Source organism: Uliginosibacterium sp. 31-12 (assembly GCF_030548425.1).
Taxonomy (GTDB): domain Bacteria; phylum Pseudomonadota; class Gammaproteobacteria; order Burkholderiales; family Rhodocyclaceae; genus Uliginosibacterium; species Uliginosibacterium aquaticum.
On record NZ_JAUOOA010000010.1, the window covers coordinates 90,734 to 106,586 of the forward strand.

At 63.4% G+C, this 15,853-nt stretch carries 14 protein-coding genes; 9 read left to right on the forward strand and 5 right to left on the reverse strand.

Annotation, left to right across the window (positions count from 1 at the left end; genetic code table 11):
* Positions 1 to 7 precede the first annotated feature (7 nt).
* Entirely contained in the window at positions 8 to 589 is a 582-nt protein-coding gene (gene rsxA / locus Q3Y64_RS17180) for an electron transport complex subunit RsxA (protein ID WP_101942965.1), read from the reverse strand.
* Positions 590 to 917: 328 nt separating this feature from the next.
* Between rsxA and nifL the strand changes: the two genes are divergently transcribed.
* Positions 918 to 2,453 carry a nitrogen fixation negative regulator NifL gene (gene nifL, locus Q3Y64_RS17185; protein ID WP_303563710.1) on the forward strand — a complete coding sequence of 512 codons (1,536 nt, stop codon included), beginning with the start codon at positions 918 to 920 and terminating at the stop codon, positions 2,451 to 2,453.
* A gap of 99 nt (positions 2,454 to 2,552) precedes the next feature.
* Entirely contained in the window at positions 2,553 to 4,082 is a 1,530-nt protein-coding gene (gene nifA / locus Q3Y64_RS17190) for a nif-specific transcriptional activator NifA (protein WP_303563712.1), read from the forward strand.
* Between the two features lie 300 nt (positions 4,083 to 4,382).
* Here nifA and Q3Y64_RS17195 read toward each other — a convergent pair whose 3' ends face one another.
* From Q3Y64_RS17195 to Q3Y64_RS17205, 3 genes are read right to left on the reverse strand one after another with little or no spacing between them, the layout of a single operon-like run.
* A complete protein-coding gene (locus Q3Y64_RS17195) occupies positions 4,383 to 6,275 on the reverse strand; it encodes a potassium transporter Kup (protein WP_303563715.1) in 1,893 nt (630 codons plus the stop codon).
* A 37-nt stretch (positions 6,276 to 6,312) separates the two neighbouring features.
* Positions 6,313 to 6,993, reverse strand: coding sequence for a response regulator (locus tag Q3Y64_RS17200; protein WP_101942968.1), 681 nt, complete (start codon positions 6,991 to 6,993; stop codon positions 6,313 to 6,315).
* Positions 6,986 to 8,512, reverse strand: a complete 1,527-nt coding sequence (locus tag Q3Y64_RS17205) for a DUF4118 domain-containing protein (RefSeq protein WP_303563718.1) — start codon at positions 8,510 to 8,512, stop codon at positions 6,986 to 6,988. The genes Q3Y64_RS17200 and Q3Y64_RS17205 overlap by 8 nt, the downstream gene beginning before the upstream one ends.
* A gap of 659 nt (positions 8,513 to 9,171) precedes the next feature.
* On the opposite strand from Q3Y64_RS17205, the gene Q3Y64_RS17210 reads away from it, so the two are divergent.
* Positions 9,172 to 9,684 (forward strand): hypothetical protein, encoded by a 513-nt coding sequence (locus tag Q3Y64_RS17210; RefSeq protein WP_303563720.1) that lies wholly within the window; start codon positions 9,172 to 9,174, stop codon positions 9,682 to 9,684.
* Between the two features lie 507 nt (positions 9,685 to 10,191).
* Here the strand turns inward: Q3Y64_RS17210 and Q3Y64_RS17215 are convergent.
* Positions 10,192 to 10,497 carry a DUF5710 domain-containing protein gene (locus Q3Y64_RS17215; protein WP_303563723.1) on the reverse strand — a complete coding sequence of 102 codons (306 nt, stop codon included), beginning with the start codon at positions 10,495 to 10,497 and terminating at the stop codon, positions 10,192 to 10,194.
* 238 nt (positions 10,498 to 10,735) lie between these two features.
* Between Q3Y64_RS17215 and nifB the strand changes: the two genes are divergently transcribed.
* The 6 genes from nifB to Q3Y64_RS17245 all read left to right on the forward strand — a co-directional run bounded on the left by nifB (position 10,736) and on the right by Q3Y64_RS17245 (position 15,852).
* Positions 10,736 to 12,244, forward strand: a complete 1,509-nt coding sequence (gene nifB / locus Q3Y64_RS17220) for a nitrogenase cofactor biosynthesis protein NifB (RefSeq protein WP_303563725.1) — start codon at positions 10,736 to 10,738, stop codon at positions 12,242 to 12,244.
* 45 nt (positions 12,245 to 12,289) lie between these two features.
* Entirely contained in the window at positions 12,290 to 12,562 is a 273-nt protein-coding gene (locus Q3Y64_RS17225; RefSeq protein WP_101942980.1) for a 4Fe-4S dicluster domain-containing protein, read from the forward strand.
* Position 12,563: 1 nt separating this feature from the next.
* Complete coding sequence (locus Q3Y64_RS17230) at positions 12,564 to 12,968, forward strand: ArsC/Spx/MgsR family protein (protein ID WP_101942982.1); 405 nt, start codon at positions 12,564 to 12,566, stop codon at positions 12,966 to 12,968.
* Between the two features lie 11 nt (positions 12,969 to 12,979).
* On the forward strand, positions 12,980 to 13,954 hold the full coding sequence (locus Q3Y64_RS17235; protein ID WP_303563728.1) for an ADP-ribosylglycohydrolase family protein: 975 nt from the start codon (positions 12,980 to 12,982) through the stop codon (positions 13,952 to 13,954).
* 85 nt (positions 13,955 to 14,039) lie between these two features.
* Positions 14,040 to 14,375, forward strand: coding sequence for a hypothetical protein (locus Q3Y64_RS17240; RefSeq protein WP_303563730.1), 336 nt, complete (start codon positions 14,040 to 14,042; stop codon positions 14,373 to 14,375).
* A gap of 88 nt (positions 14,376 to 14,463) precedes the next feature.
* Positions 14,464 to 15,852 (forward strand): TonB-dependent receptor, encoded by a 1,389-nt coding sequence (locus tag Q3Y64_RS17245; RefSeq protein ID WP_303563732.1) that lies wholly within the window; start codon positions 14,464 to 14,466, stop codon positions 15,850 to 15,852.
* Position 15,853 lies beyond the last annotated feature (1 nt).

Genomic DNA, 15,853 nt, shown 5'->3' on the forward strand with positions numbered 1-15,853 from the left:
TGTCTCCTCAGGCGAAATTCAGACCGGCAAAGCCCATGAAAGCCATGGCCAGCAATCCGGCGAGTACGAAGGTGATCGGCACGCCATCAAAGGTGTCAGGCACGCGCACCAACGCCAGGCGCTCGCGCAGGCCGGCAAACATCACCATCACCAGCACAAAGCCCAGTGAGGAGCCGAAGGCATACACCAGCGTCTTCACGAAGCTATTGCCCTCCTGCACGTTGAGCAGGGCCACGCCGAGCACCGCACAATTGGTAGTAATCAGCGGCAGGTAGATGCCTAGCGCGCGATACAGCGCCGGCATGCTCTTCTTGATCACCGCTTCGATGAACTGCACGGTGGCGGCAATCACCACGATGAAGGTCAGGATGCGCAGGTACTGCAGGCCGAAGGGCGAGAGCAGGAAGTGATCAAGCACCCAGGCCGCGGCGGAGGCCACGGTAATCACGAAGGTAGTCGCCATGCCCATGCCAAGCGCGCTGTCGAGACTCTTCGATACGCCCATGAAGGGACATAGGCCGAGAAACTTCATCATCACCACGTTGTTCACCAGCGCGGTCGTTACCAGCAGGATCAGGTATTCGCTCATGGAGCTGTTTCTCCCGGAATCAATGTCAGGCTGGCAAACACACGCTTGCATCCAGCCCCTGGTCGCTGTGGTGCATGAGCTGTGCCAGGCCGGTGCGCGGAGCACCGCAACGGTGCCCGTCCCCCTTCTGGCAGGGGCTTTCAGGTCTCTCTACAGGTGCTCAGAACCGATGTCGGACTCTGTCGGGGATACGACAAGGCGACAAACGGATGCAACAAAGCCTCTACGCAAACACCCGACTTGAGCAGGCTCAAGGAATGCGCAGCAGCCCATCGTGCAGGGCATGAAATCTGCATCAAGAGGCATGAACGCAACGCAAAGGCCCGCCATGCCCCGCTCCAGGAAAACGCCCACCCCCTCCCCTGCCGCCGGCATCCCGGCGGATCTGTTGCAGGCCGCTGTCGAGCAGGCGGACATCGCCATCTCGATCACCGATCCGCATGCCACGATCCAGTATGTCAACCCGGCATTCACCCGGCACACAGGCTTCGAGCTGGAGGACGCGGTGGGCGAGCCTCAGTCCATTCTCGCCAGCCACACCACGCCGCGCCCGGTGTATGCCGCGCTGTGGGAGCAGATCGCCAGCCGTCAACCCTGGCGCGGCCGCCTCGTGAATCGCCGCAAGGATGGCAGCCAGTACATCGCCGATCTGACGATCTCGCCGCTGCTTGATGACAACGGCAACATCGTGCATTTCCTCGGCCTGCATCGCGACATCACCGAGATGCATCGCCTCGAGTGCGCGGTACGCAACCAGAAAGCCCTGATCGAATCCGTGGTGGACACCGCGCCAATGGTGCTGGCACTACTCAACATGGAAGACCGGGTTCTGCTCGACAACCACGCCTACAAGGCCCTCACCGCCGATCTGGGCATGACCGAAGCGGCCAGCGTGCTGCTCGAGGCCGTGCGCCACGAGATCGGCAGCGGCTTTGGCCCCTTCAAGCCAGGCGCCATGGCCTTCACGGACCAGCAGGTGCGCCTCGATCATCCGCAGTGGCGCAACCCACGCTGGTACAACTGCTCGGGTACCTGGCTCACCGCCACCCCTGACAGTGCCGATGCCTTCTTCGATCCCAAACCCCTGCCCTGCCTGCTGCTGGTCGCAACCGATGTGAGCCGCCAGGTGATGGAACAGGAGAAGGCCCGCGTAGCAGCCCTGCACGCGCTGATGGCCGATGAAGAACGCGAGCAAAGTCTGCGCGAGAGCATGACGGCGGCGGTTTACCAGATGGAGGGGCCGCTGAACGTGCTCGAATCGGTGGTGAACCTGATGGGCCGGCGCGGGTGTGATCCCACCCAGGCAGCCCTGGTGGAAGCCCTGAAGGCCGGCCAGAGCGCCCTTGAAGCCTTGCGCAGCGCGGCGCCGGCGCCTACCAGTGCGGCCCTCAGCCGGGTCAATCTGAACGAAGCGGTGCGCGATGTACTGGATCTTTCGGCACAGAAATTCCTCGCCGCCGGCGTCAGCGTGAGCTGGGCACCACAGCTCGTGCTCCCCAGCCTGCAGGGCTCGCCAGCGCGCCTGCGCAGCCTGCTCAAGGCGCTCATCGACAATGCCATCGAAGCCATGAACAGCAAGGGCTGGCAGCTGCGCGAACTCTCCATCGCCTCCCATGCGGATGCCGAATGCATCGAGATCACGGTTGCCGACAGTGGCCCCGGCCTCGCGCCCGAGTTGTGCCTGAAAGCCTTCGAGCCTTTCTGGAGCACCAAGAAGGCTCATGGCAAGCACCTCGGCACTGGGCTCTCGTCGGCGCAGCAGGTCGCCGTCGATCACGGCGGCGGTATCGAACTGGGCAGCGGGCCGCAGGGCGGTTGCGTCGCCAAACTGGTCTTACCGATCAAAAGAGGTAGCGGGTACTGAGGACTGAGTGGAGCCGGCTCAAACCGGCCACAACACTGCAGGCGCGGAACGCTCTCGCACCTGCCGACTGAACAAGCAGCTGAAGGTAACGATATGGCCATGGACGCCGAAGGCGCACTGAAACATACGCTGATGGAAACGCTCTACAAGGTGAGCGTGATCCTGTCCCGCTCGCTCGATGTAAAGCTGGCACCGCAGGAGGTGCTGCGCGCACTTGAAGAGAATGCCGGCCTCACCCGCGGCATGATCAGCGTGCTCGATGCCAGCTCCGGCGAGCTGGTCGTGAATGCCGTGCAAGGCATTGAGGAGCAGGAGTTCGAGCCGGTGCGCTACCAGAGCGGCGAAGGCGTGCTGGGCCTGATCCTCGAAGAAGGCAAGACCGTGGCCCTGCCGCAGGTATCGGCCAATCCGCGCTTCCTGAACCGGCTCGGCATCTACGAGCGGCGCCTGCCTTTCATCGCAGCGCCCATCCACGTCGGTGGCGCCTTGCAGGGTGTACTCGCCCTGCAGCCCAACCGGCTGGATGACGGACTGCTCGCGGTGCGCGCGCGCTTCGTGGAGATGGTGGCCAACCTGATCGGCCAGAGCGTGAAGCTCTCGCTGGATGTAGCCGAGGAAAAGAAATCCATTGCAGAGGAGCGCGACACCCTGCGCCGCACCGTGCGCGCCCAGCACGGGTTCGACAACATCGTGGGTCACTCCTCCGGCATGCGCAAGATCTTCGAGCAGATCCGCATGGTGTCCAAGTGGAATACCACCGTGCTGATCCGCGGCGAGACCGGCACCGGCAAGGAACTGATCGCCAATGCCATCCACTACAACTCGCCGCGCGCACGCGGCCCCTATGTGCGCCTGAACTGTGCCTCACTACCCGAGAACCTGCTCGAATCCGAACTCTTCGGCCACGAAAAAGGCGCGTTCACCGGCGCCATCGCCTCGCGCAAGGGGCGCTTCGAAATGGCCGATGGCGGCAGCATCTTCCTCGATGAGATCGGCGAAATCTCGCCCGCCTTCCAGGCCAAGCTGCTGAGAGTGTTGCAGGAAGGCGAACTGGAGCGCGTGGGCGGCGGCCGCACCGTGAAAGTGGATGTGCGCGTGATCGCCGCCACGCACCGCGATCTCGAAGATGCGGTGGATGCCGGCAAGTTCCGCGAGGATCTGTACTTCCGTCTCAACGTGATGCCGATCCGCCTGCCTGCCCTGCGCGAGCGCCTCGAAGACGTTCCCGCCATCGCCCGCTTTCTGGTGGGACGCATCGGTCAGGCCCAGGGGCGTCCGCTGGAACTCTCCGACGCCGCACTCGCCCGCCTCACCCAGTATTCATGGCCGGGCAATGTGCGCGAAATGGAAAACTGTCTTGAGCGCGCGGCCGTGATGTCGGAGAGCGGCCACATCGACGGCGATCTGATCCGCATCGACCGCCAGCGCGAGAGCCTGCTCAGCAGTGCGGTCAGCACTGCCCCGCGCATCGATTTCGACGACCCCAATGTGGACGAGCGCAGCAAAGTCATCGCCGCACTCGAACAGGCCGGCTGGGTGCAGGCCAAGGCTGCGCGCCTGCTCAACATGACGCCGCGTCAGATCGCTTACCGCATCCTGACCCTGGGCATCGAGGTCAAGCAATTCTAAGCAGCTGTTCACGATCTGTAGCGAGAGGCCGTCAGCAGGGGCAAGGCAAGGTTGAGCAGAGCCTGCTCTGCGCTGCCGCAGCCGGTTTTCTGTGCACAGCAAAGCGTGGGGCAGCGCAGCACAGGATGTTGATCAACGAGGATTCCGAGCTGCGCATGCGCCCTCTCAGTTATCAATCAGCGGCCTCGCAGTCAGATCGGGAACAGCTTCTAAAACAGCCACCACACCTGGCCGCGGGCATTGCATGGCGTCTACGAAACCATGAAAACGCCTGTACTGCCCCTCGCCAGGGGGCTGCAGTTATATCGCTACCCGGCTGCCCATCTCCACCACTCGTGCGGTGGGCAGCTTGAAGAAGTTGGCCGCGCTGGAAGCATTGCGAAACAGGAACTCGAACAGGCGCTCACGCCACAGCGCCATGCCGTGCACTTCCGATGAGGGCAAGATCGTGTCACGGTTCAGGAAATAAGAAACCTGCTGCGGCTCGAGTGGCAAACCCTGCTCGGCACAACGCGTGAGCGCCTCGGGCAGATCCGGCTCCTCCATGAACCCGAAACGCACCAGCACACGCGAGAAAGTGTTGCCAAGGCGCTGCACTTCGACACGATCCTCGATCGGCACCCGCGGCACCGACTCGATGATCACGCTCACGAACACGGTGCGCTCATGCAGCACCAGGTTGTGCTTGAGGTTATGCAGCAGCGCGCCGGGCATCTGCTCCGAGCGTGGATTGAGGAACACTGCGGTGTGCGGCACACGGTGGATCGGCTCCGCATCCAGCATGCGGGAAAAGGTTTCGAGCGGCACCGAATCACCCTTCTGCACGTCAGCCAGCAATTGCCGGCCGCGCCGCCAGGTGAACAGCAGCAGGCTCACGCCGGCTCCGAAGACCAGCGGGAACCAGCCTCCATCGAGAATCTTCATGCCATTTGAGGCCAGGAAGACCAGTTCAAGCGCCACCAGCGGAGCGAACACCAGCAGCACAAGCAGCGGCGGCCAGCGCCAGTCGCGCAAAGCCACCGTGATGGCCAGTGCCGAAGTCACCAGCATGGTCAGGGTCACCGCGATGCCATAGGCCGCCGCGAGATTGCCCGAGGAGCGAAAGCCCAGCACGGTAGCCAGCACCAGCAGCAGCAAAGCCCAATTCACGAAAGGCAGATAGATCTGCCCGATCTGGGCGCCGGAGGTGTGCTTTACCGCCATGCGCGGAGCGAGGCCCAGCTGGATCAGCTGCAGGGTGACCGAATACGCCCCGGTGATCAGGGCCTGCGAGGCAATCACGGTCGCCAGCATGGCCAGCCCCACCATCGGATACAGCGCCCAGCCGGGCACCGATAGATAGAAAGGGTTGGCCGCAGCGGCCGGATCGTTGATCAACAACGCCCCCTGCCCCATGTAGTTCAGCACCAGTGCCGGCATCACCAGGCACAGCCAGCCATAGCGGATGGGCTTGGCGCCGAAGTGCCCCATGTCGGCATAGAGTGCTTCACCACCGGTCATGGTCAGGAACACGGCACCCATCGCGAAGAAGGCCAGCTTCGGGCTATGCATCGCGAAGTTCAAGGCGTAGTGCGGCGACAGCGAAGCCAGCACTTCAGGATGGGCCAGCACATTGTGCAGGCCGATCGCCCCGAGACTCAGGAACCACAGCACAACGATCGGGCCGAAGAAGGTGCCGACCCTGGCGGTGCCATGGTGCTGCACGAGGAACAACACGATCAGGATCAGCAGAGTCAGCGGCACGACGAAGGGTTTGAGCACCGGCGTCGCCACCTCCAGCCCCTCCACCGCCGAGAGCACCGAGATCGCCGGCGTGATGATGCCATCTCCATAAAACAGGGCGGCCCCGAAGATCCCCAGCGACACCGCAATGGTCTTCTTGCGCGGCGTGTCCGCCGCTTTGGAGAGCACCCGCGCCATCAGCGCCACGACACCCCCTTCACCATGGTTGTCGGCACGCAGCACGATCAGCACGTACTTGCAGGTCACGATCACCAGCAGGCTCCACACGATCAGTGAGAGCACGCCATACACGTTCTCCAGCGTCACCGGCAGTGAGTGCGCTCCGCCGGGCAGAAAAGCTTCCTTCAAGGCATACAGGGGACTGGTGCCGATATCGCCGTAGACCACGCCCAGCGCGGCCAGCATCAGCTTGGGCATTGATTGCGCCGAAGCGCCATGGGAACTGCTCATGAAGAGAACTCCACGGAAAAAATCAGGGGAAACAGGATCAGAGAACGAAGCGGTAACCCGTACCGGTCTCAGTCAGAAAGTGGCGTGGCCGGGCCGGGTCGGCCTCCAGCTTGTGGCGCAGATGGCCCAGATAGATACGCAGGTAGTGAGCGCTGTCGACAAAGCTCGGCCCCCATACCTCGCGCAAGAGCTGGCGATGGGTCAGCACCTTGCCCTGTCCGGCGATCAGCGCGCACAGCAGGCGGTATTCAATCGGCGTGAGATGCACCATCACGCCCGCGCGCGTCACCTGACGCAGCACAAAATCCACCTCGATCTCGCCGAAGGCCAGACGCGGCGCCTCGCTGCGCCCGGCGCGGCGCAGCAGGGCACGCACCCGGGCCAGCAACTCACCGCGCGAAAAGGGCTTGATCAAGTAATCATCGGCCCCGGCATCCAGCGCCTCGATCTTGTCGCGCTCCTGGCTGCGCGCGGAGAGCACCAGCACCGGCATCGCACTCCAGGCCCGCAGCTCGCCGATGAAGGTCTTGCCATCGCCATCCGGCAGGCCCAGATCGAGCACCACGATCTGCGGCATTGCGCTCGCCAGCGCTTCGCGCGCGGCGGCCATCGAACCTGCTGCCACACAGCGCAGCGGCAAGCTGGCAAGCGCATCGCAGAGCAGGCTGCGAATCTGCGGCTCATCCTCCAGCACCAGGGCCAGCGGAGTTTCAAGCATCCGGAAGCTCCACTTCTTCCGCCAGCGGCGGCGGCTCACTGCGCGGCAGGGTGAAGGCGAAACCAGCCCCTCCCACCTCACGATTGGCCGCCGTCAGGCGTCCGCCATGGGCCTCGACGATGACCCGACAGATCGACAGCCCCAGCCCCAGGCCGGCCACATGCGCCACGCCCTCGCCGCGCACGAAGGGCTCAAACAGGCGTGCCACCTGCCCCGCCGGCAGGCCAGGGCCTTCATCTTCCACGCTGACCCGCACGGCATCGGCCTGCAACTCGGCGGCCATCCGGAGGGTGCTGCCCGCGGGACTGAACTTCGCTGCGTTCTCCAGCAGATTGCACAGCACGCGCTCGATCAATACGGCATCGAACTCCAGCAGCGGCAGTTGCGGCGGAAGCGCGATTTCGAGCTTATGCGTGCTCAGGCGATCACCGAGATGCGCAGTGGCTGCGCCGATGATTTCCTCCAGCGATTGCCAGTCGCGCCGCATCACCATGCCGCCGGACTGCAGGCGCGCCATATCGAGCAGATTGTTGACCAGCTCGCTCATGCGCATGGCTTGCTCGCGCAAAGCCAGCGCCAGCGCACGGGCAGGCGCGCCCTCGGCCTCGCACAGCGCATCAGCCTGCCCCACCATGATCGTGAGCGGCGTGCGTACATCGTGCGAAAGCGCCGCAAGGATGGTGCTGCGCAGGCGCTCGCGCTCCATGTCGAGGGTGGCGGCCTGAGCCACTTTCACGTAGTGCAGGCGCTCCAGCGCAATCGCCACCAGCACGGCCACCGCCTCCAGCATCTGGCGCTGCGGGCGCGCCAGACGCGTCTGCGGCAGGGACACCAACAGCACGCCACGCCGGCGCATCGGCGCATCCAGCGGCAGCAGCACGAGGCGCCGTGCGGCATCGAAGAGGTCGGCCTGCTCATGCAGCTGACCATCCCGCAGCACGGTTTCCACCATCGCCCGCAGTACGTCAGGCGAGTTCGCTCCGGCATTCAGACACACCAGGCGTTCATCGCTGCGCAACCACCACAACTCGGCACGGGCCTGCAGCTCACGCGCCATGAAGGCCGCCACCAGTAGCGGCACCTGGGCCTGATCGATGCAGCCGGCCAGCTCACGCGCCAGCGCGTACTGACGCTGCGCGCTACGCTCACCGGCCTCCGCCAACACCGCCTGCTCGCGCAGACGGGCCGTGAGGTGCGCCAGCAACAGGCCCACCAGTAACATCACGGCAAAGGTCAGCAGATATTGCACATCCCCGACGGCGAGCGACAGGCGCGGCGGGATATGGAAGAAATCGAAGGCCAGCACACCGCTGATCGCACACCAGGCCGCCGGCCCCTGCGAAAAACGCAAGGCAATGCCGACAACCAGCAAGAGGTAGAGCATGACCAGATTGGTCGGCTCGATGGCCTGGCTCAACGGCAAGGTGATGGCCGTCAGCAGAATCACCCCGAGGCTGGCTACGGCATAGCCAGCAAGCGGATGGACAAACGAGGCGCGGAAGCGGGTAAAACCAGACATGTCCGCAGCTTAGCGCCGCAGGTGTAAAAAAGATGAAAAAACCACTCAGCCACACCGCCCCCGGCCCGAGACGGGGTCAGCCCGGCAAAGTCTGCGCAGTGAGCAACGGGCCCACCCCGGAAACTGCAGCGCCAAACGGGCGGCGTTCGTCACTCATCAGCGCGCCGTGCTCCAAGTGAAGGATGCGCGCCATTCTGCGCAGCGAGCGCGTGCGATGAATAGTCGCTGTGCTTTGACACCAGCCGGATGGTCAATTCACACAACTCGGCCAGAACGGTCATTCGGCGCACGACGTGTGGACGACAGCTCCTGGCCGACAACGGTCAGAAGCCTCGGGGTAGTCAAGATAGCCACTTCACGATGCGTTTAGCATGAGAAAGTATGCGACTTGTGATCTGCGTCACATTGCCATGGCAACAGCATGCTTTACGGTGTTGCAGTAGTGCCTTGCTGGGTGTCTGATGGCTGCTTCCGGCCACAAGCGGACGATCAGGCTTGCAACTTCAAAGCAGACGCTCGAAGCTCCGGAGCTGAAATCTGTAAAGTGAGGTTTTTGTCGATTCTGTTAATGCTGTTCATCTTTACAGCGGAATCATCGAGAGCTGCTCTGGAAGCCAATCTTCGCTGGTCGGTCGTGCCATGTTAGGGAGCACGCGCCGATGTTAGGCGGCAAAACTGATCCCTATAACACGTTAGCAGCACCTCTTAATCTCAAAAGGCCCTATGCAATGATCACAAACCAAGAAGAGAAGGCGGTTGAGTTAGTTCGGAAAATTCGCGTAGATCGAGACCCAGTAGATATCTCTGTCAAACACAAGATGGAAGGGTTTGATGGCACGCTCTATTTTGTGCACTGGAAAAGCAACAAGGAAGGAAAGGAATACGACACAATTTCTTTCTTCGGGCAAGGCGATCCAGATGGCGTATTCCTTTGGCAAGGAGAAGACGCGATCAAGTATTTCTCGAAATGCAAATTGCCAACAACCACCGAGAAAGTTGCACGCTTCGCTTTCAGGGCCGACGGCGTAACTGCAATCATTGCTTTTCTAATCGTCGTGACGATTTGTTTTTTGGCCGTCACAGGCAAGGCGGACACGCCCGCTGTTTTAGCAAATGCGCTTACCTCAGTACTGGCCTTCTTCTTTGGTAGCAAAGTAAACAAAAAGGAGTGAGGCAACTGGCTGCTAACCATTCCGTCGAGAGGGACCGCCCACAAGCTGCGCTTGTGGGTTCCCTTCGCGGCTTCGCCGCTACGGCGGCCCCTCACGTCAAACGTTAGGGCTAAGCAAAATAGAGGAGGTCTGTCGGTGCGGCATTTATATGTCGGAGTTCTAATTAGCGCAGCGTTTATTACATCGTTTTATTCGCTAGTGGGCGCGGGGCTCTGCCTATTGCTGGCCTACTGCATCTGTACGGCAGACGGTTCCCCCCGCTCAAGCGGTGCAGATGGACCAAGTGATTTCGGTTCGTCCGATAGCGCCGATTGTGGCGGCGATGGCGGAGGAAGTTGCGATTAATCACTTACTCCCAAAAGAGCCAGGTAGCCAGGTAGCCAGGTAGGGTGCGCAAATTCTTTTTCTTGCGCACGCGGATCAAGGCCTCACTCACACCCTGCGTAACTTAAACGCTGGAGGGTGCGCAAGCCTTCGGCTTTCACACCCTACAAATTGAAGCTCTGCTTACACAGACGCTTCACGGCATTTGGCACAGTCCTCCCAGGGCAGGCATTCGCACACACGCGGCCGCTCCACGTACTGGCTGCCCACATGCAGTTTGCCGCTGGTTTCCATCTGGGATTTTGCCGGCGCACGATTTTGCGGAGCGGTGGCACTCGCTGCATCGCGCGGGCTGGGCGACCACTTCGCGAAGGGCGCCATGTCTTCCTTGTCGATCACGTACCAGAGTTTGTTGGCCGCGTCCCAGCGGGCGCCCAGTTTCTTGGCAGCATCCTTTTCCGCAAAGGGAACCTTCAGGTCGAATCTCATGTGGGGGTCTGGCTCAAAGACAGCGGGCACGCATCATACGTGACAAGCCTGTCAGACCGGATGGTCTGCCGCGCGGGAAACCGCGCTCGGGGTCGCTGTGCCCTTCCCCACAAACAACTCTGTCACCAAGCCGACACAAAGCCTCCACGAAGCCAACAAGCCATTGATCCGTAAAGGCTTCCGGCCATGGGCACGGCATTTGCTGAACTCTTCGCAAACAGCACATCGGGAGTCCAGCATGTCCGCCCCCAGCCTTTCCCAGATTCTCGGCACTCCGCTCAGCGCGCCGCCCGCCCATTCCGGTTGCAGCGCCGGCAGTTGTGGCAGCAAGCCCTCCCGGGTGGCCGGCCTCACGGCCGACATCCAGAAGAAGGTACAGGATCATCCCTGCTACTCCGAGGAAGCCCATCATCACTTCGCCCGCATGCATGTGGCGGTGGCGCCCGCCTGCAACATCCAGTGCAACTACTGCAATCGCAAGTACGACTGCAGCAATGAATCGCGCCCGGGCGTGGTGTCCGAAGTGCTGAGCCCTGCTCAGGCGATCAAGAAAACTCTGGCTGTCGCCGCGGCGATCCCGCAGATGAGCGTGCTGGGCATTGCCGGGCCGGGCGACGCCCTGGCCAATCCGGCCAGAACCTTTGAAGTGTTCCGCGCGTTGCAGCAGCGCGCACCGGACATCAAGCTCTGCCTTTCCACCAACGGCCTGATGCTGCCGCAGTATGTGGAGCAGATCGCTGCCGCCAATGTGGATCACGTCACCATCACGATCAACTGCATTGATCCGGACGTGGGCGCACAGATCTATCCGTGGATTTTCTGGGAGCATCGCCGCGTCAGCGGCCGCGAGGCCGCCGAGATCCTCATCGCCCAGCAGCAGAAGGGCCTCGAGATGCTGGTGGCGCGCGGCATCCTGGTAAAGGTCAATTCGGTGATGATCCCCGGCATCAACGATGAGCATCTGAAGGAAGTCTCGCGTGTGGTGCGTGCCAAGGGTGCTTTCCTGCACAACGTGATGCCGCTGATCTCGGAGGCCGAGCACGGCACCCACTTTGGTCTCAGCGGCCAGCGCGGCCCGACCCCGGCCGAGCTGCAGGCCCTGCAGGATGCCTGCGCAGGCGACATGAACATGATGCGCCACTGCCGCCAGTGCCGCGCCGATGCGGTAGGCATGCTCGGCGAGGATCGCGGCGCTGAATTCACGCTCGACAAGATCGAGGCCATGGAGATCGATGAAGTGGCCGCAATGGCGCGCCGCGTGGCCCTGCGCGCTTCGATCAATGCCGAGCTGGAAGCGAAACGAGCCGCCCGCCATGCTGCGCCGGTGGTGCAGATCAAGGCGCCGAGCCGCGGACGCCCGGTGCAGATGGCGGTTGCCAGCAGCGGGCAGGATCTGGTCAATCAGCACTTCGGCCATGCGCGCGAATTCCTGATCTACGAGGCCAGCAGTGCCGGCGTGCGCTTTCTCGGCTCACGCCGCGCCGCGCAATACTGCGGCGGCGAGAGCGAGTGCGGCGAGGCCGAAAACACCTTGGCCCGCACCATCGCCACCCTGGCGGACTGCGAAGTGGTGCTGTGCTCGCGCATCGGCTTCGAGCCCTGGAGCAAGCTGGAAGCAGCAGGCATCCAGCCCAATGGCGAGCACGCCATGGAAGGGATCGAGGCTGCGGTGCTGAGTGTCTGGCAGGAGATGCTGGTTGCGGGCAAGCTCGAGCGGGCTCCGTTTGCGGAACAGATGCGGGCATGAAACCTGCAATGAATGGCTTGAGCCAAGCCGGCAAGAGGTCCATGCATGGCACTCGAAATCGTTGAAGGTTGCGTCAATTGCTGGGCTTGCCTGCCCGTGTGCCCGAATGAGGCCATCCTTGAGGCCAGTCCGCACTTCCTGATCGATGGCGCTTTATGCACCGAATGTGTGGAGGCGTATGCCACACCGCAGTGCGCGGCAATCTGTCCGGTTGAAGGCGTGATCCTCGACGAGCTGGGGGTCGCACTGAATCCGCCCGGCTCGCTCACGGCTTGCATCGCTGCGCTGGCAGCACCCGAAATACGGAAAGGAGCATGAGATGGCCACCGTTCACTTCTGGGAGAAACCGGGCTGCCGCACCAATGCCCGGCAAAAGGTCGCGCTGCTGGCCGCCGGCCATGAGCTCATCGTTCACGACCTGCTGCGCGAACCCTGGAGCGCCCAGCGCCTGCTGGATTTCTTCATCGATCTGCCGGTACGCGACTGGTTCAACCACAACGCCCCACGCGTGAAATCCGGCGAAGTGATCCCGGGCATGTTCGATACCAGCTCGGCCCTGCGCGCAATGATCGCCGAGCCCCTGCTGATCCGCCGCCCGCTGCTTCAGATTGGCACGACCTGCGTCGCCGGTTTCGATACCGAGCGCCTCGATGCCCTGATCGGCCTGGGCGTAAAGGCTGTAGGCGAATCCTGCAGCGCCGTTGAAGCAACCTGCGGCGGCTGAGCCACGCCGCCATGCTCGCCACCCTGCCCCTGTTCCAGTCCATCGCGCTGAGCCTGCGTGGCATCAGCAGCCATCCGGAGCGCCTGCGCCTGCGCAGCCACGCCCGTGGCGCCATGCTGGGCCTGGCGCTGGGTGATGCGCTGGGCGCCACGGTGGAGTTCATGACGCCACGCGAGATCCGCAGCCAGTACGGGCGCCACGATCGTATTCGCGGCGGCGGCTGGCTGCGCCTCGCACCGGGCCAGGTCACGGATGACACCACCATGGCCTTCGCCCTCGCTGAAGCCTGGCTCACCCATCATCACGCTCCGTCTGCCGAGGACTACGCCCGCGCCTTCGATGCCTGGATGCGCGCCAAACCGGTGGACATCGGCCACACCGTGCGCCGCGGCATCGCCCGCTTCCGCAACACCGGTCTGGCCTGCACGCCGTATTCGGAGGACGCCGGCAACGGTGCCACGATGCGCTGCGCCCCCACGGCCATCGCGCTGCTCGGCGCGCCGGCCGATACGGTCGGCCGTGCCACCCTGGCCCAGGCACGCGTCACCCATCACAACATCCTTACCGACGCTGCCACCCTGGCGGTGGTCAACATGGTGCAGGCCGGCATCGTCGGCAAGGCTGGCGGCGGTGGCCTGCGCGCCGTGATGGCCCAGGCCAATCTGCTGGTACGCGAATTCCCGCTCTTCCAGTTCCGCACCCACCCCGCCGAGAACCCCAGCGGCTACATCGTGGACAGCATGCGCGTGGTGCTGCGCGGAATCGCCTTCAACGACAACTTCGAGTCCGCCTTGGTGCACGTGGTCAATTGCGGCGGCGATGCCGACACCACGGGCGCGATAGCGGGCATGGTGATGGGCGCACTGGTGGGCGAGGCCGGCCTGCCGGAGCGCTGGCTGCGCGAGCTGGAGAGTTCAACGCTGCGCCGCTGCAACGACTATGCCGATGCGCTGATCGAGCGTTCACCTGCCTGGCAGGCATGCTGAGCAGCACTTCAGGCGCATTCGGCCCCGCAAAACCACACATGCAACAACGTTGCATGTAAATCAGCTTCCCCGTATCCTGCCGGCCATGCTGCGTCGCCCGCTCCGGCCCCTCCTGTCCCTGCTACTCGCCTGCGCCCTCCTGCTCTCGCTGCAGGGCAGCCTGCTGCATGCACTGGGGCACGCCGAAGAAGCACTCAGCACGGTGCAGCACCTGCCTCAAGGGGGGAAACACCCGGCTGGCGAACAAGCCTGCACCCTCTGCCTGGCCTTCGCCGTTTTCGACGCGGCTGCGCCCAGCCAGGCAAGCTTCGGGCTCCTCCAGCCCGTTACCCACATCAGCTTCATCACTCCCGCTCAGCACCTCGCGCACAGCACGCTGCCGCACTATCGCTCGCGCGCACCACCCGCCTTCCTCGCCTGATCCGCTTTGCCAGCCGAGCCAGCCCTTGCACGGCTCGGCCTCCCGCGCCCGATACCGGGCGCCACAGCGTATTTCACGAGGATTCCCCATGTTCCGCCGCAACTCGATTGCCCTGGCCGTGCTCGCCCTGAGCGCCGCCCCCGCCTATTCCGCCACGCCCGCCAACGCCACCGATCTGAACCAGATCCGCCAGGAGATCGACGCCCTGCGCCAGGGCTACGAAGCGCGCATCCGCGAGCTTGAAGCCCGCCTCCAGAAGGTTCAGGGCACCGCCGAGCAAGCCAACCAGAGTGCCCAAGCCAGCGCCGAAAAAGTCGCCGCCGCAGCCGCCACGCCGCCCGCAACACCCGCCTCCGCCAATGCCTTCAACCCGGAAATCTCGCTGATCCTCTCCGGCACCTACGCCAATCTCTCGCGCGATCCGGCCAACTGGCAGATGAGCAACTTCGTGCCTTCCGGTGACGAGACCGGTCCGGGCAAGAAAGGCTTCAGCCTGGGCGAGACCGAACTGGGTTTGCGCTCCAACATCGACCCCTACTTCTACGGCCAGGCCACCCTGGCGCTCTCGGCAGACAATGAAGTCGGCGTGGAGGAAGCCTTCGTGCAGACCCGCGCGCTGCCCGCCGGCACCCAACTCAAGGCCGGCCGCTTCTTCTCCGGCATCGGCTACCTGAACGGCCAGCATGCCCACACCTGGGATTTCGTTGATGCGCCGCTGGCCTACCAGGCCTTCCTCGGCGGCCAGTATGGCCAGGACGGTCTGCAGTTCCGCTGGCTGGCCCCCTCCAGCACTTACCTCGAGTTCGGCGGCGAACTCGGCGCAGGCGAAAACTTCCCCGGCGCTGAGCGCAAGCAGAACGGCGCCGGCAGCACCAGTCTCTTCGCCAAGCTGGGCGGCGATGTGGGCGACAGCCACAGCTGGCAGCTCGGCGCGGGCTGGCTGCGGGCTGCCCCGCGCGAGCGCAGCTATGACAGCAGCGATCTCACCGGCACCGAAGTCAGCAACAGCTTCTCCGGCCGCAGCCAGCTATGGGTACTGGACGGCGTCTGGAAGTGGGCGCCGGCCGGCAACGCCGAGCGCATGAACCTGAAGCTGCAGGGCGAATACTTCCGTCGCCGCGAAACGGGCGAGCTCGCTTACGACACAGCCAACCAGAATCTCAGCGATGCCTACCGCTCGGCACAATCGGGTTGGTATGCGCAAAGCGTATTCCAGTTCATGCCGCGCTGGCGTGTGGGCCTGCGTTACGACCAGCTCGATTCGGGCACAGTCGATTACGCCAGCAACAATGCCTTCCTCGCCAACAGCGATTACAAACCCAAGCGCACCAGCACCATGCTGGACTGGTCCCCCACCGAGTTCTCGCGCATCCGCTTTCAGTACGCGCTGGATAAATCCCGCGAAGGCGTGAAGGACGATCAGTTCTTCCTCCAGTACCAGATGAGCCTCGGCGCCCACGGCGCCCACAGTTATTAAG

Excerpts from the sequence above, each read along its gene's own strand:
- Q3Y64_RS17200 (WP_101942968.1), bottom strand. The coding sequence starts at position 6,993 with ATGCTTGAAACTCCGCTGGCCCTGGTGCTGGAGGATGAGCCGCAGATT.
- nifB (WP_303563725.1), top strand. The coding sequence starts at position 10,736 with ATGTCCGCCCCCAGCCTTTCCCAGATTCTCGGCACTCCGCTCAGCGCG.
- rsxA (WP_101942965.1), bottom strand. The coding sequence starts at position 589 with ATGAGCGAATACCTGATCCTGCTGGTAACGACCGCGCTGGTGAACAAC.
- nifL (WP_303563710.1), top strand. The coding sequence starts at position 918 with ATGCCCCGCTCCAGGAAAACGCCCACCCCCTCCCCTGCCGCCGGCATC.
- Q3Y64_RS17230 (WP_101942982.1), top strand. The coding sequence starts at position 12,564 with ATGGCCACCGTTCACTTCTGGGAGAAACCGGGCTGCCGCACCAATGCC.
- Q3Y64_RS17210 (WP_303563720.1), top strand. The coding sequence starts at position 9,172 with ATGTTAGGCGGCAAAACTGATCCCTATAACACGTTAGCAGCACCTCTT.
- Q3Y64_RS17235 (WP_303563728.1), top strand. The coding sequence starts at position 12,980 with ATGCTCGCCACCCTGCCCCTGTTCCAGTCCATCGCGCTGAGCCTGCGT.
- Q3Y64_RS17215 (WP_303563723.1), bottom strand. The coding sequence starts at position 10,497 with ATGAGATTCGACCTGAAGGTTCCCTTTGCGGAAAAGGATGCTGCCAAG.
- Q3Y64_RS17195 (WP_303563715.1), bottom strand. The coding sequence starts at position 6,275 with ATGAGCAGTTCCCATGGCGCTTCGGCGCAATCAATGCCCAAGCTGATG.
- nifA (WP_303563712.1), top strand. The coding sequence starts at position 2,553 with ATGGACGCCGAAGGCGCACTGAAACATACGCTGATGGAAACGCTCTAC.
- Q3Y64_RS17245 (WP_303563732.1), top strand. The coding sequence starts at position 14,464 with ATGTTCCGCCGCAACTCGATTGCCCTGGCCGTGCTCGCCCTGAGCGCC.
- Q3Y64_RS17240 (WP_303563730.1), top strand. The coding sequence starts at position 14,040 with ATGCTGCGTCGCCCGCTCCGGCCCCTCCTGTCCCTGCTACTCGCCTGC.
- Q3Y64_RS17205 (WP_303563718.1), bottom strand. The coding sequence starts at position 8,512 with ATGTCTGGTTTTACCCGCTTCCGCGCCTCGTTTGTCCATCCGCTTGCT.
- Q3Y64_RS17225 (WP_101942980.1), top strand. The coding sequence starts at position 12,290 with ATGGCACTCGAAATCGTTGAAGGTTGCGTCAATTGCTGGGCTTGCCTG.